Source organism: Serratia sp. (in: enterobacteria) (genome assembly GCF_046715635.1).
In the GTDB taxonomy this organism is placed as follows: Bacteria; Pseudomonadota; Gammaproteobacteria; order Enterobacterales; family Enterobacteriaceae; genus Chania.
The window spans coordinates 1-13,921 of record NZ_JBKJYW010000251.1 but is presented as its reverse complement, the minus strand read 5'-3'; the positions used below and the strand labels follow the sequence as shown (position 1 = coordinate 13,921).

Annotated in this window: 14 protein-coding genes; 6 read left to right on the top strand and 8 right to left on the bottom strand. The window is 54.9% G+C overall.

From position 1 onward, the window contains the following. On the top strand, positions 1 to 137 hold a 137-nt coding region (locus ACLQ7H_RS12470), incomplete at its 5' end, for a hypothetical protein (RefSeq protein WP_411752939.1). A 150-nt stretch (positions 138 to 287) separates the two neighbouring features. Here ACLQ7H_RS12470 and crr read toward each other — a convergent pair. From crr to cysZ, 5 genes are all read right to left on the bottom strand, one after another. Continuing rightward, positions 288 to 797 carry a PTS glucose transporter subunit IIA gene (crr, locus tag ACLQ7H_RS12465; protein ID WP_021807057.1) on the bottom strand — a complete coding sequence of 170 codons (510 nt, stop codon included), beginning with the start codon at positions 795 to 797 and terminating at the stop codon, positions 288 to 290. 49 nt (positions 798 to 846) lie between these two features. After that, on the bottom strand, positions 847 to 2,574 hold the full coding sequence (gene ptsI, locus ACLQ7H_RS12460) for a phosphoenolpyruvate-protein phosphotransferase PtsI (RefSeq protein WP_411752936.1): 1,728 nt from the start codon (positions 2,572 to 2,574) through the stop codon (positions 847 to 849). A 46-nt stretch (positions 2,575 to 2,620) separates the two neighbouring features. Next, a complete protein-coding gene (ptsH, locus tag ACLQ7H_RS12455; RefSeq protein WP_021178688.1) occupies positions 2,621 to 2,878 on the bottom strand; it encodes a phosphocarrier protein Hpr in 258 nt (85 codons plus the stop codon). A 402-nt stretch (positions 2,879 to 3,280) separates the two neighbouring features. Next, on the bottom strand, positions 3,281 to 4,249 hold the full coding sequence (cysK, locus tag ACLQ7H_RS12450) for a cysteine synthase A (RefSeq protein WP_025122278.1): 969 nt from the start codon (positions 4,247 to 4,249) through the stop codon (positions 3,281 to 3,283). Between the two features lie 155 nt (positions 4,250 to 4,404). Then, positions 4,405 to 5,166 (bottom strand): sulfate transporter CysZ, encoded by a 762-nt coding sequence (gene cysZ / locus ACLQ7H_RS12445; protein ID WP_411752935.1) that lies wholly within the window; start codon positions 5,164 to 5,166, stop codon positions 4,405 to 4,407. A 222-nt stretch (positions 5,167 to 5,388) separates the two neighbouring features. Between cysZ and zipA the strand changes: the two genes are divergently transcribed. The 3 genes from zipA (at position 5,389) to ACLQ7H_RS12430 (ending at position 8,638) form a co-directional block, all read left to right on the top strand. After that, positions 5,389 to 6,324 carry a cell division protein ZipA gene (gene zipA, locus ACLQ7H_RS12440; protein ID WP_411752934.1) on the top strand — a complete coding sequence of 312 codons (936 nt, stop codon included), beginning with the start codon at positions 5,389 to 5,391 and terminating at the stop codon, positions 6,322 to 6,324. A 77-nt stretch (positions 6,325 to 6,401) separates the two neighbouring features. Then, complete coding sequence (gene ligA / locus ACLQ7H_RS12435) at positions 6,402 to 8,423, top strand: NAD-dependent DNA ligase LigA (RefSeq protein ID WP_411752933.1); 2,022 nt, start codon at positions 6,402 to 6,404, stop codon at positions 8,421 to 8,423. Next, positions 8,423 to 8,638 (top strand): DUF3820 family protein, encoded by a 216-nt coding sequence (locus ACLQ7H_RS12430; protein ID WP_021178683.1) that lies wholly within the window; start codon positions 8,423 to 8,425, stop codon positions 8,636 to 8,638. Before ligA ends, ACLQ7H_RS12430 begins: the two co-directional genes overlap by 1 nt. 37 nt (positions 8,639 to 8,675) lie before the next feature. Here the strand turns inward: ACLQ7H_RS12430 and ACLQ7H_RS12425 are convergent, their stop codons facing one another. From ACLQ7H_RS12425 to ACLQ7H_RS12415, 3 genes are all read right to left on the bottom strand, one after another. Then, a complete protein-coding gene (locus tag ACLQ7H_RS12425; protein WP_024485232.1) occupies positions 8,676 to 9,125 on the bottom strand; it encodes a FlxA-like family protein in 450 nt (149 codons plus the stop codon). Positions 9,126 to 9,176: 51 nt separating this feature from the next. Beyond that, on the bottom strand, positions 9,177 to 9,725 hold the full coding sequence (locus ACLQ7H_RS12420; protein WP_411752938.1) for a nucleotidyltransferase family protein: 549 nt from the start codon (positions 9,723 to 9,725) through the stop codon (positions 9,177 to 9,179). 135 nt (positions 9,726 to 9,860) lie between these two features. Continuing rightward, positions 9,861 to 12,146: a TonB-dependent siderophore receptor gene (locus ACLQ7H_RS12415; protein WP_411752932.1), complete on the bottom strand. Its 2,286-nt coding sequence runs from the start codon at positions 12,144 to 12,146 to the stop codon at positions 9,861 to 9,863. A 307-nt stretch (positions 12,147 to 12,453) separates the two neighbouring features. Here ACLQ7H_RS12415 and fes point away from each other — a divergent pair, with 307 nt between their 5' ends. Next, on the top strand, positions 12,454 to 13,806 hold the full coding sequence (fes, locus tag ACLQ7H_RS12410; RefSeq protein WP_411752931.1) for an enterochelin esterase: 1,353 nt from the start codon (positions 12,454 to 12,456) through the stop codon (positions 13,804 to 13,806). A 10-nt stretch (positions 13,807 to 13,816) separates the two neighbouring features. Then, on the top strand, positions 13,817 to 13,921 hold a 105-nt coding region (locus tag ACLQ7H_RS12405), incomplete at its 3' end, for an MbtH family NRPS accessory protein (RefSeq protein ID WP_411752937.1).

Below are 13,921 nucleotides of genomic sequence, written 5' to 3'. Positions count from 1 at the left end.
GCTTTTATCTGCTGATGGGCGGCGTGGTGTGCTGCATCTTGTTCTGCTATCTGTCACATCGTGGCGTATTGGCCTTGGAGCGTGAAAGGCAGCAACAGCAACAGGAGCTGCAAGCGGAGCCGTTGGTAGCGCAGTGATTGGCAGGGGGCGTACATGTACGGCCGTAGGGGCGCCGCATGTTGCGCCCGTTTAACAGCCCCAGCGTTGTGAGCACAGTGTGGGTTTGCAGAAGCCTCAGATAGAAAAATGGCGCCGATAAAGGCGCCATTTTTACGATCGAACCGCGATTACTTCTTGATGCGGATGATCGGAGTCTCGCCAACGGTAACGCTGCCGGACAGTTTGATCAGCTCTTTGATCTCGTCCATGTTGGAGATAACCACCGGAGTCAGGGTAGACTTGGCTTTCTCTTCCAGCAGGGCCAGATTGAACTCGATAATCACATCGCCTTTCTTGACGCGCTGGCCTTCTTCCGCGATGCGTTTGAAGCCTTCGCCTTTCAGTTCAACGGTGTCGATACCAAAGTGCACGAACAGCTCAATGCCGCTATCAGATTCGATAGAGAACGCATGGTTGGTTTCGAAAATTTTACCGATAGTGCCGTCAACCGGAGCAACCATTTTGTTGCCAGCAGGTTTAATAGCAATGCCATCGCCAACGATCTTCTCGGCGAATACGACGTCCGGTACATCTTCGATATTGACGATTTCGCCAGAAAGTGGAGCGACGATCTCGATAGTGCCCATGTCTTTCTTGTCATCAGAAACCAGAGACTTCAGTTTATCGAACAAACCCATGATCTTCTCCTAAGCATTAAATTGGGCGGCGTTCCAGTGTCGTGGAATTTTAGCAGAGCGTTTTTTCTTCGATGAACTTATTGACGCAGTTCATCAAATCCTGTGCCGTTGGTTGTTCCAAGGCCTGCGCTGCCAATGCCTTCACATCTTCGAAATTGGTATTACGAATAATTTTCTTGATGCGCGGGATTGCAATCGCACTCATGCTGAACTCATCCAGCCCCATGCCCAAAAGCAACAGTGTAGCACGCTCATCGCCAGCCAGCTCGCCGCACATACCGGTCCACTTGCCTTCTGCGTGAGATGCATCAATAACCTGTTTGATCAGGCCAAGCACTGATGGGGACATCGGGTTATAGAGATGAGAAATCAGCTCGTTGCCGCGATCTACTGCCAGAGTATACTGGGTTAAATCGTTTGTCCCAATACTAAAGAAGTCGACTTCTTTCGCCAGGTGGCGAGCAATCACTGCTGCGGCCGGTGTTTCCACCATCACGCCCACTTCAATGCTTTCGTCAAAGGCTTTGCCTTCTTCACGCAGCTGCGCTTTGAGCGTTTCCAGCTCGCCCTTCAGATCGCGCACTTCTTCCACCGAGATGATCATCGGGAACATGATGCGCAGTTTGCCGAAAGCGGACGCACGGAGGATGGCGCGCAGCTGAGCGTGCAGGATTTCCCGGCGGTCCATCGCGATACGGATCGCGCGCCAGCCCAGGAACGGGTTCTCTTCTTTTGGCAGGTTCATGTACGGCAGGTCTTTATCGCCGCCGATGTCCATGGTACGGACGATGACTGCCTGTGAGCCCATGGCGTCCGCAACGGCCTTGTAAGCCGAGAACTGCTCGTCTTCGGTTGGTAGTGAGTCGCGGTCCATGAACAGGAATTCGGTACGATACAGGCCGACACCTTCGGCGCCATTGCGCTCTGCACCGGCGACGTCTCGCACGGTACCGATGTTGGCACAGACTTCAACCTGATGCCCGTCCAGCGTGATCGCCGGCAGGTCTTTCAGCTTGGCCAGATCGTTTTTCTCGGTGACGTATTGGGCGTGAACCGCTTTCAGCTGTTCAATGACTTCGGCCGTCGGGTTGACGTAAATCTTGTTGTTAACCGCATCCAGGATCAGGTAATCGTCGTTTTTTACCTGGGTGGTCACGTCGCTGGTGCCAACGATAGCGGGCAGTTCCAGGGAGCGAGCCATGATCGAAGTGTGAGAAGTACGGCCACCCAAATCGGTGATGAAGCCCAGCACTTTGTCCAGGTTCAGCTGTGCGGTTTCTGACGGTGTCAGGTCTTTCGCGACCAGGATCACCTCATCCTGAATGGCGGTCAGATCGACAATCGCCAGGCCCAGGATGTTTTGCAGCAGACGCTTACCGATATCACGCACGTCCGCCGCGCGCTCTTTCAGGTATTCGTCGTCTAATTCTTCCAGCGCTTTCGCCTGGCCTTCGATCACGGTGTAGGCTGCCGCATCGGCAGACGCCAGATCGTCTTTGATGAGGGCTATGATTTCTTGCTCAAGCTCTTCGTCTTCCAACAGCATGATGTGGCCTTCGAAGATCGCTTCTTTTTCTTCGCCGAAGGTCTCGCCTGCCTTGGTTTTGATTACTTCCAACTGTTCAGACGCTTTGGCGCGGCCTGCCAGAAAACGTGAGATTTCCTGCTCTACAAGGTCTGCAGAGATTTTTTTCCGGTTGATGACAATTTCATCTTCCTTCAGCAAGAGAGCCTTACCAAAAGCGATACCCGGTGATACTAAAATGCCTGAAATCATAACCCTACCTTACTCTTGACTGGTGTTAACTAAAAAGACGGGCCGATTACTCAAGCTCTGCCATCAGTTTTACCAAGTGCTCAACGGCTTTCTGCTCGTCTTCACCAACGGCTTCGATGGTGACTACTGTCCCTTGGGTCAGGCCCAGAGTTTGCAGCTTAAACAGGCTTTTGGCGCTGGCGCTCTTGCCGTTGGAAGTCACGGTGATGTCAGACGCGAAGCCTTTGGCTTCTTTTACGAACTGAGCGGCAGGGCGAGTGTGCAGACCATTCGGAGCGGTGATAGTCACTTCTTGCTGGAACATTGATGTTTCCCCAACTTATCGGATTTAAGGTTGTGGAGCTAAAGTTTAGCCTAACGGCGTGGTTTTAGCTTGTCTGGTTAGCGCCTGACTATGGTACAGGGGCGAGCGTTGATGCAACATAAAACGACGCTTTAAGCATTTCAGATCAAAAAATCCGAGCATCTGGCGTTGTTTCAATCAGCTCCCCATTATGCCGTGTTTATCGCTGGAGCGACAAATGAGTAAATCGATTCAGCTCAAACAATGGCAGGAAGGTGATTAATTTTGCGCATCGAAATAATTGACCGCTTAAATACTAAAGCCAGCGGCGAAAATCAATCGTTGAGTGGTGTAAACTTTGATCCAGTCCACAAAAAAAGCACCTGAAGAGGTGCTTTTTTAGCTATTTGTGCACTGTTTGCGCTATTGCTGCAGTTCCTGTTCGGTGAACAGATCGGCAAACAAAGCGGTGCTCAAGTAGCGCTCACCTGAAGAAGGCAGAATAACCACAATTGTCTTGTCGGTAAAGTCGGCTTCTTGGGAAAGTTTGACCGCGGCCGCCACGGCGGCACCGGAAGAAATCCCGGCCAGGATGCCTTCTTCTTCCATCAGGCGGCGTGCCATGCTGATGGCTTCATCGTTGGTGATCTGCTCAACGCGGTCAACCAGGCTCAGATCCAGGTTGCCAGGAATGAAACCGGCACCGATGCCCTGGATTTTGTGTGGGCCAGGTTTGATTTCCTGCCCTGCCAGCGCCTGGCTGATGACCGGTGAGTCAGTCGGTTCAACCGCCACGCTGGTGATGGCCTTGCCCTTGGTGTTCTTGATAAAGCGGCTGACGCCGGTCAGCGTACCGCCGGTACCGACGCCCGCGATAAAGACATCGACCTCGCCATCGGTATCTTCCCAGATTTCCGGGCCGGTGGTTTGTTCGTGGATTTCCGGGTTGGCCGGGTTACTGAACTGTTGCAGCAGGATGTAGCGGTTCGGATCGGTAGCCACAATCTCTTCGGCCTTGGCGATCGCCCCTTTCATGCCTTTGGCACCTTCGGTCAGCACCAGATTGGCACCCAGCGCCTTGAGCAGTTTACGACGTTCGATGCTCATGGTTTCCGGCATGGTCAGCGTGAGCTTGTAACCCCGTGCCGCGGCGACAAACGCCAGGGCGATACCGGTGTTGCCGCTGGTTGGCTCCACCAGCTCTTTGCCTGCGCTCAGAATGCCACGTTTTTCGGCATCCCAAATCATATTGGCACCGATGCGGCATTTGACGCTGAAGCTCGGGTTGCGAGATTCAACCTTGGCGAGAATGCGTCCGTTGCCGATACGGTTCAGACGAACCAGCGGCGTATGGCCGATTGTTAATGAGTTGTCTTGGTAAATCTTGCTCATGGTCCGTCCTTATAACTCTATGAAATGTAGGGAACATCGAAAGCATACGCTAACGGTCTCGGCAGGGAAGTAAAGAATTGGTATATCGATATGTTATTAGAGAATAAGTTTTAATCACAATAGCAAGGGCGCACGAAGCGCCCTCAGATAAGTCGTTAGTGACGAACAAATTGTGCACGATAATGGTCGACCCACATCGCCGTGGCACCGCATACCGCCACCGGCAGGATCACCAGGTTGAGGATGGGGATCATGGTGAACAGGCTGACCAACGCGCCAAACTGCAGGTTGTCGGTTTTGTTCTGACGCAATGCCTGACGCATCTCAGCGAAGCTGACCTTGTGGTTATCAAACGGATAATCGCAGTATTGAATAGCCAGCATCCAGGCGCTGAACAGGAACCACAGCACCGGTGCCAGCGTTTGGCCGATGCCCGGTATAAAATAGAGCAACAGCAGGCCCAACGCGCGCGGCAGGTAATACATCAGCTTACGCCATTCACGGGACATGATGCGTGGCAGATCTTTGACCACGCCGAGCATGCCGGTATCCGGCAGCGGTTTGCCGGTCAGGCTGCCTTCGAGCTGTTCCGCCAGCAGTCCGCAAAACGGGGCGGCAATCAGGTTGGTGATGGTGCTGAACAGATAACTGAACACCAACAGCACGGAAATGACCGCCATCGGCCAGAGTAAATAACTCAGCCACTGCAGCCAGCTTGGCACATGGCTCATCATGCTGGGGATCCAGTCGCCCAGTTGGCTGAATAGCCACCAAAAGGCAGAACCCATCAGCAGCACGTTCACCAGCAACGGCAAGACGACATAGCGTTTGATTCCCGGGCGCGAAATCAGGCGCCAGCCTTGGGCAAAATAATGGAAGCCGTTGGTGGATCCGACAGGGGGAGGCACATAGGACATATCTTGATATTTTCTCTTTGGCTTAACAGGCAAACCTATCATATAGGGTTGATTTTCCACTGGCTAGAGCCACATTGGCTGAAAAAACAGCAAAAAAATGCCGGATAATCATCTTTATTGGCATAAAGTTCAGCACGGACTTGCACTTGTGCCTGCGGGCAAATAGAGTTAAAGAGTGAATGTTTGCCGCGGTGGCAATGTCTTGGAACAACAGAGATAGCAATGATGCAGGATTTGCGTCTGATATTAATCGTTGTTGGCGCGATCGCCATAATAGCGTTGTTATTACATGGTCTTTGGACCAGCCGTAAGGAACGCTCGTCCCTTTTTCGCGATCGCCCAGCCAAACGCTCGAAAAATGAGCGTGAACCTACTCCACTTGATGATCCTGCCGAAAGCGTGGGAGAGGTACGTATCCGTGCCACTCGCGCTGAAGTTGAGGATGAGCCATCAATGGGCCATATCGATGTCGCACGCGAAGAGCCGGTGATTGCACCAAGGCCAGCTCAACCTGCGCCTCGGCCAGCCCAGCCCGCGCCGCTCTCCCAGCGGCCGGACTACGATGACATCCTGCTGGATAACTATGCCCAGGACGAGGACGAAGAGCCGCAGCAACCTGTTGTGCGTCGTGAGCCGCGCGTTGACGATATGCCTCCGGCTTCTGCGCCAGAGCCTGCCTTCCAGCATGCAGAACCTGTGCGTGAACCGCAGCCGGAACCGTTGAAACCGGCGAAACTGCAGGAAACCGTATTGGTGCTGCACGTTGCTGCCCATCAAGGCGGCGTGATCGGGGGTGAAGTGTTGCTACAGAGCGTGCTGCAGGCGGGCTTCCAATTTGGCCAGATGGGGATCTTCCATCGCCATATCAGCCCGGCAGGCAGCGGCCCTGTGCTGTTCAGCCTGGCCAATATGGTCAAGCCTGGGTCATTCGATCCGGAAATGATGTCCGATTTCTCCACGCCGGGCGTATCGATGTTTATGATGGTGCCGTCCTACGGCGACGCCAATCAGAACTTCAAGCTGATGCTGCAATCGGCACAACGTATTGCCGACGATGTGGGTGGCGTGGTGCTTGATGATGAGCGCCGCATGATGACCCCGCAAAAGCTGGAAACCTATAAAGCACGCATCCGCGAAGTGTTGGAAAACAACGCCTGACCGGTTGCCAGTGCACTGCATAATCCGTAATCCAGAACCCCCGCCAGCCGGGGGTTTTTTATCTTTGATGGTGAGCCATGGCATCGATTAACGAAACAATCAATCAACTACGCACCTCATTGCGCCATCACGAATATCAGTATCACCTACTCGATGCGCCGGAGATCCCGGATGCGGAATACGATCGCCTGATGCGTGAGCTACGTGAGCTGGAAGAGGCCCATCCTGAACTGATCACCGCCGATTCGCCGACTCAGCGCGTCGGGGCCGCCCCCTTGGCGGCGTTTGATCAGGTGCGCCATGAAGTGCCGATGCTGTCGTTGGACAACGTTTTTGATGAAGAGAGCTATCTGGCGTTTTACAAGCGCGTGCAGGATCGCCTTAAAAGCAGCGAGCCGCTGACCTTCTGCTGTGAGCTGAAGCTGGACGGGTTGGCCGTCAGCCTGTTGTATGAAGATGGCGAACTGGTACGTGCCGCAACGCGAGGCGATGGCACCACCGGAGAGAATATCACCTCTAATGTGCGCACTATCCGCGCTATTCCGCTGCGCCTGACCGGTGACAATATTCCGCGCCGGGTAGAAGTGCGTGGTGAAGTCTTTATGCCGCATGCCGGTTTTGAACAGATGAACGAAGAGGCGCGCCGCAAAGACGGCAAAATCTTCGCCAACCCGCGTAATGCGGCGGCGGGCTCGCTGCGTCAGCTTGATCCGCGTATCACAGCCAAGCGCCCGCTGACCTTCTTCTGCTACGGCGTTGGCCTGTTGGAAGGGGGCGAGTTACCGCGCAGCCATTGGCAACGCCTGATGCAGTTCAAAGCCTGGGGCTTGCCGGTGAGCGATCGCGTCAAGCTTTGCACCGGTAGTGATGAGGTGCTGGCGTTTTATCGTCAGGTAGAGCAGGACCGCATCAATCTTGGCTTTGATATCGATGGCGTGGTGGTGAAGATCGACGATATCGATCTGCAAGAATCTTTGGGCTTTGTTGCTCGCGCACCGCGTTGGGCCACGGCGTTCAAATTCCCGGCACAAGAGCAGATCACCGTGGTGCGTGAAGTGGAGTTCCAGGTCGGGCGCACCGGTGCGATTACGCCGGTCGCGCGCCTTGAGCCAGTATTGGTGGCCGGAGTGATAGTCAGTAATGCTACTCTGCATAATGCCGATGAAATCGAACGCCTTGGCCTGCGCATCGGCGACACGGTGATCGTACGCCGCGCCGGGGATGTGATCCCGAAAGTGGTCGGGGTGATCGAAGATCGCCGCCCGCAGGACGCGCGTGAAGTGGTCTTCCCACTGCATTGCCCGGTGTGCGGTTCCGATGTGGAACGGGTGGAAGGCGAAGCCATTGCGCGCTGTACCGGCGGGCTGATCTGCGGTGCCCAGCGTAAAGAGGCGCTGAAGCACTTCGTTTCCCGCAGGGCGATGGACGTTGACGGCATGGGCGATAAAATCATCGAACAACTGGTCGATAAAGAATATGTTAAAACGCCAGCCGACCTGTTCCGTCTTTCCGCCGGTATTCTCACCGGGCTGGATCGCATGGGGCCAAAATCGGCACAGAATCTGGTCAATGCCTTGAGCACCGCCAAACAGACCACCTTTGCGCGCTTCCTGTATGCGTTGGGTATTCGTGAGGTAGGAGAGGCCACGGCAGCCGGTCTGGCGGCGCATTTTGGCTCGTTGGAGAAGCTGCGAGAGGCGGATCTGGACGCGTTAAAACAGGTACCGGATGTGGGCGAGGTGGTGGCCAGCCACGTGGTGAACTTCTTTGCTGAAGCACACAACCAGCAGGTGATCGCCGAGCTGACCAGCCCGGAAGTCGGCATCAACTGGCCAGCGCCGGTGGTGGTGGTTGCCGAAGAAATCGATAGCCCGTTTGCCGGTAAAACCGTGGTGCTGACCGGTTCTCTCAGCCAGCTTTCCCGCGATGAAGCCAAAGATCGGCTGACCGCGCTGGGGGCCAAGGTCAGCGGCAGCGTATCCAAGAAAACCGATCTGGTGATCGCTGGTGAGGCCGCTGGTTCCAAGCTGGTCAAGGCACAGGAACTGGGGATCGAAGTGATCGACGAGGCGGAGATGATCCGCCTGTTGGGGGCCTGATGGAAAAAGAGAACCTGATTGAAATCGCCAACACCGTGATGCCCTTTGGCAAATACCAGGGCAGGGTGCTGATCGACCTGCCGGAAGAGTATCTGCTGTGGTTCGCCCGTAAGGGCGAATTCCCCAACGGTAGACTGGGAATGCTGATGGAAATGACGTTGGCGATTAAAATTGAAGGGCTGGATCACCTGATCAAACCCCTGAAGAAAAGCTGAGTTGATGGGCGTAACGCCAGGTTGCGCCCTTCATCGTCTAGATATAAACGTCCACGGCGTTGGCGGCCGTCGGGCGGTTGACGCCATCACCGCTCATGGCCTTGGCCATCTGCTCTTCCTGCTGCTTTTCCATTTCTTGTTTCTGAATGCGCGCGATCTCAGCCTGGAGCATTTGGATCTGGCTCATGATCAGCTGTTTTTGCTGTTCGATCTGTTTAGCATCGCCATCCGAGTTTTGCAGCTCAACGAGCTTTTGCTGCAGATTCTGGATCTGCTTAAATAGCGCTGAAATACGTGAGGCCGCGCTGCTATCTTTTGGGGCCACAGGTGTATCAGTCTCGGTTTTCTTGGCTTTCCCCCCTTCAGGGGCATTGTTAACTGGTGCCGACATCAATGCAGCCCCGCCTTTACCGGTGGCGGTAAACACCTCGCGGACTCCGGCAATCGGGTTCTTGATGGGCACAATCATGGTAATGTTGGTCGACATGCAATCCTCCCAGGTAGCTTGCCAGAGGTATCGGCAAATCGCGGCAAAACTTTAGCTTGGCGCCAGTTTTAGCTGCGGCCAGAGTGCAAGCCACTGCTTGTCCACTACGCGCTGTTCGAAAGCGGCCAGGTTGTTGCTCTTGGGGTTGAAAGTGATGGTGTGGTTGAACAAGGCCTGTAGGCCAAAAGGGGCGATGAGTTGGATGCTGTCGTCGGCCTGCAATCTGGCACCTACCGCGGTTTCGATCTCCGTCCAGTAACTGATGGCGTCTTCGCTGTTGCGATAGGGGGCTCGGTGACTGCGCAGGTGCATACGCGCCTGATTCTTTACCGACCAAGGCTGTGCCGACCATTCCAACAGGCGCGACTCCAGCATCTGGTCGCGCTCGGCATCGCTATGGCGTGAATCGAAATGGATCACATCGATATCGTTGAGCGGCGTACTGGCCGTAAAGCCATGCAGCCGGTCCCACACCAGATTACGCACAAAGCCTGCACCCAGGCACCAATCGTTCAGCCCGAGCCGCCGGGCGGTGCATAGGGCCTGCATACGTTCGCTATCTTGGCGTAACCAATCAATAATTTGTTGCTCTGGTATCATCAACAGTGCCATCAATGCTCCTTTGTTGCCGCTACTGTAACCTGAAACGGGCAACTGCGTGATGGCGAAAATGGCAAAAAAAGCGCGGCATAAGCGCCGCGCCTAGACTGCTGACAAACCCACCAGCTCGATTTATCAGAACTGGGTATTCAGGCTCATAAAGTAAGTGCGGCCCGGTTCGTTATAGGTTGCTGCGCCAGCACCGTAGATATTGACTGCCCCGGTAATTGGGTTACCCACGTTTTGCGAGTTACCGGAACGGAACTGGCGTTTGTCGAACAGGTTGTCGATCCCCGTGGTCACGCTGACATTTTTAGTAAACGCGTAGGTGCCGCTCAGGCCAAAGATAGCGTAAGGGCTGACCTCACGAGTTTCCGGCCCAGTGGTTGGCTCACCGCGGTAGTTATACTTCTTCGGCTTTTGACGGCCGTACCAGGTCGCGGTAGTTTGCATTGATAGATCCTGTGTGGCCTGCCAGCTCAAGGTTGAGTTGATGGTGAACTTGGGAATAATCGACAGGTAATCACCGGTGGTTTTATTCTCGTTCTCAATCATATAGGTGGCGTTGTTGTTCCAGGCTACCGTTTCGCTAACCGGCACGTTCAATGTGCCTTCCAGGCCCTGGATCACTGCTTTAGGCACGTTCTCCCAGCGGTAGATATCGGTTTTTCCGTTGGCGGCGGTGCCCATCGGAGCATAACCGGCTTCGATCTTGTTGCGGTAATCGTTGCGGAAGTAGGTGATGCCAGCCAACCAATCTTCATGGTGGAATTCCAATCCGATCTCTTTATTGATGCTGTTCTCCGCTTTCAGATCGTCGTTACCGATCAGGTAGCAGGCCCCACCGCTGGCGGCACAGCCTTGCCCACGGCTGTAAAGCACATAGTTGCCATTGCTCTGGAACAAGGTCGGTGCTTTGTAAGCACGGGCGATACCCATTTTCAGGGTAAACAGATCGCCTAACTCCTGCGACAGGTTAAGCGACGGGCTCCAGTTATCACCGGCTTCGGAGTGGTGATCGAAGCGTAGACCTGGGGTCAGCATGGTAGTGTCCGTCAGCTCGGCGTTGTTCTCGGCAAACAGTGAGAAGATTTTGGCCGAAGAGTACGGGCTGCGGTTGGTAGCATCGATGCCTGGAATGACGCCACCTTCGGTCATCGACTGGGTGGTCGAAGAAGGATCTTTCATCTTCTGCTGGTTCCACTCGGTACCCAGCGTGGCGGTTTGCGGTACCCACATATCAAACGGAATGCTGACTTCACTGTGCGCCAGGAGATTATCCAGACGGGTGGTGTTGTAGCTGTCGTTGGCGAAGATCCCTTCGGTGCCCCCGGCCAATCCTTCAGCTAAACGGGTATTACGCGTGCGCTCAAATTGGACATAGTTGGTAGTGCTGACGCCATTATCCCATGCGCCACGATAATTGACCGCATAGGTTTCACGATACATACGGTTGGTTTCGTTACCGTAGTTGCTCTGCACCAGCGCATTGGTGTTGGTGTTCTGGGTATCCCCGGCGTACAGGTTGCCCTGGCGGCCATAGGCATATTGGAAATCCAACGATTGCAGGTGAGCGAATTCCCAGCTCAGCAAGGCATCGATATTTTTGTCGACCACCCCTTCACGACCGGCAGGCAGAGTATTGGCATAGGAGCCGGTACGTTCGGACTGATGCCCCTGGTTGATATCCCAAGCGTCGGCCTGCGTTTTGCTGTAGCCACCGAACAGACGGAAGCTCAGTTGATCGCTTAGCGGGCCGGAGAGGCTGAAATCGGTGCGCTTGGTTGCGCCTTCATCCTTATGCTGCGGTACGTTGAAATAACCATTTAGCGAGCCATGCAGATCTTGGGTGGTTTTCTTGGTGATGATATTGACTACGCCACCTGCCGCACCGTTACCGTAGCGTGCAGCCGCTGGGCCACGCAGCACTTCGATACGTTCGATCATATCTGGTGGCACCCAGGCGGTGTCGCCACGGGTATCACGCTCGCCACGCCAGCCCTGGCGCACCGAGTTACGGCTGCTGGCCGGTTTACCGTCGATCAGGATCAGGGTATTTTCTGGCCCCATACCGCGGATATCGATCTGGCGGTTGTTACCCCGCTGGCCGCTGGTGGAGTTACCGGTCAGGTTGACCCCCGGCATGGTACGGATCAGCTCATTGATGTCACGAGCGGGAGGGCGTCTTTTGATTTCTTCGGCAGTGATGGTGGAAACGCCAGGAGCCTGAAGGTTTTGTTTAGCGGCGGTGACTACGATGACATCTTCAGCGGCGGATTCTTTGTTGCTTTTCTCAGGCAGCGCGGCGCTGTCTGAGGAGGTGGCCGTTTGCTCGGCATTGACCGTAACGGAAAATGCAGACGTGCCCAATCCTAACCCGATGAGTGTGGCTAAAGAATAACGAGATAACTTCCGATTCATTTTGAGGTTCCTACCTAACAACCCTTCCTGATGCGGCGCTGTGTGACAACCGGTAACGGAACGGTTTGTTGTAGTTTTATTGTGTAGTCGAAAATAGTTACGAAACCCAGAGGCCAGGCTGACTGGCAGCAAGATCCCGCTCAATAATTCGGCATCCATCCCTGTTGAAGAATGCCCGCTCTATTTCGAGCTTCTCTACACTATTGCAAATGCAAATAATTATCAATAGTATTCCTTATACCGTTTGGCATTTGGGAACCGGTGAGTCGCACGGCGTGCCTTGCCAACAACACAATGAGTGGGCGTTTTGAAAACTGAACAACAACCAGCAAGCAGTACGTTATTGGCGAGTAAGCATGCAGGGAGCCACGGTTGGTGGCTGGATATCGCCCGGCGTGGCACCCCCTTGGTGGAGCCGCTGGATACTGGGCGATGGAAGGTGACGTTCTTGTGGCGCGACCCTCAGGGAAGTGAACTGACCTCGGCTTATCGACGAGTCTGGATCCATATCAACTGCCTCACCGATCACCATCAAGCGTCGCCCCCGCAGAGCCTGCAACGGCTCACTGGATCGGACGTCTGGTATTGGCAAATCGAGCTGCAAGGCGATTGGCGGGGTAGCTACTGTTTTATCCCCAGCATGGACGATCGTCCGTTCGAACCACTGAGCGACAATGCTCACGCCAACATGCACGCTACCCGCCACTGGTGGCAACGGGTGTTTGCCAGCGCAACTTACGATCTGCTTAACCCTTACCGCTCCTGGCCCGGAGTGGGGGAGCACTATCTCTCTGGCCTGCATATGCCACTGGCTCCCCAACAGCCAGCCTGGCGAGACTTTGACAACTATGCCGTGACCAGTGGCCGCTGTACCCCTGCACCTCCTGCCAAACTGCAACGCCATACCTGGCATAGCCAGCGATTGGGCACTTCCCGCCACGTCTGGGTCTACTCCACCGGTGAAAGTAACCCGGCGGCGCGTCCACTGGCTATTTTGCTGGACGGCCAATTCTGGGCCAATCAGATGCCGGTCTGGGATCCGCTGATGCACCTGACGCGAACTGGCCAACTGCCAGAGGCGGTCTACCTGCTGATTGATGTGATCGACCAGCAACACCGTGCGCGGGAACTGACTTGCAACGATGAGTTTTGGTTGGCCCTACAGGAAGAGTTATTACCGCAGTTGGCCGACTGGGCACCACACAGCCGTGAGGCTGCCAGCACCGTGGTAGCGGGGCAAAGCTTTGGCGGCCTGGGTTCGCTCTATGCTGGTCTGCGCTGGCCGGAATATTTTGGTGCCACCATCAGTCAATCGGGCTCTTTCTGGTGGCCACGCCGCGATATGTTGCAACTGCCCACCGTGCCTGAGGATGCCTGCTGGTTGATCCGCCAGGTAGAAGACCTGCAGTTAGGCGCGCGCGGCAAGCTGAAGGTATTTTTAGAGGCTGGGACGCATGAAAAGCTGGTCCACCGGGTTAATGAGCGTATGGCGACCCTGTTAAGTGAAACCGGGCATCAGGTGCAATATCGGCAGGTAGAGGGCGGACACGATGCGTTGTGCTGGCGAGGCGGCTTACTCGATGGTTTGCAGGCACATTGGTCGGATAAGGCTAGCCGCCATAGTGAGCATCAACCATCTACCAGCCAACTTCATGCTTAAGGAGCAAGTAATGGAAACCTTAAACCCGTTCGATGACGAGCAGCAAATTTGCTACGTCCTGCGTAATGACGAACTGCTTTACAGCCTGTGGCCGGATTTCAGCGCCATCCCGGCC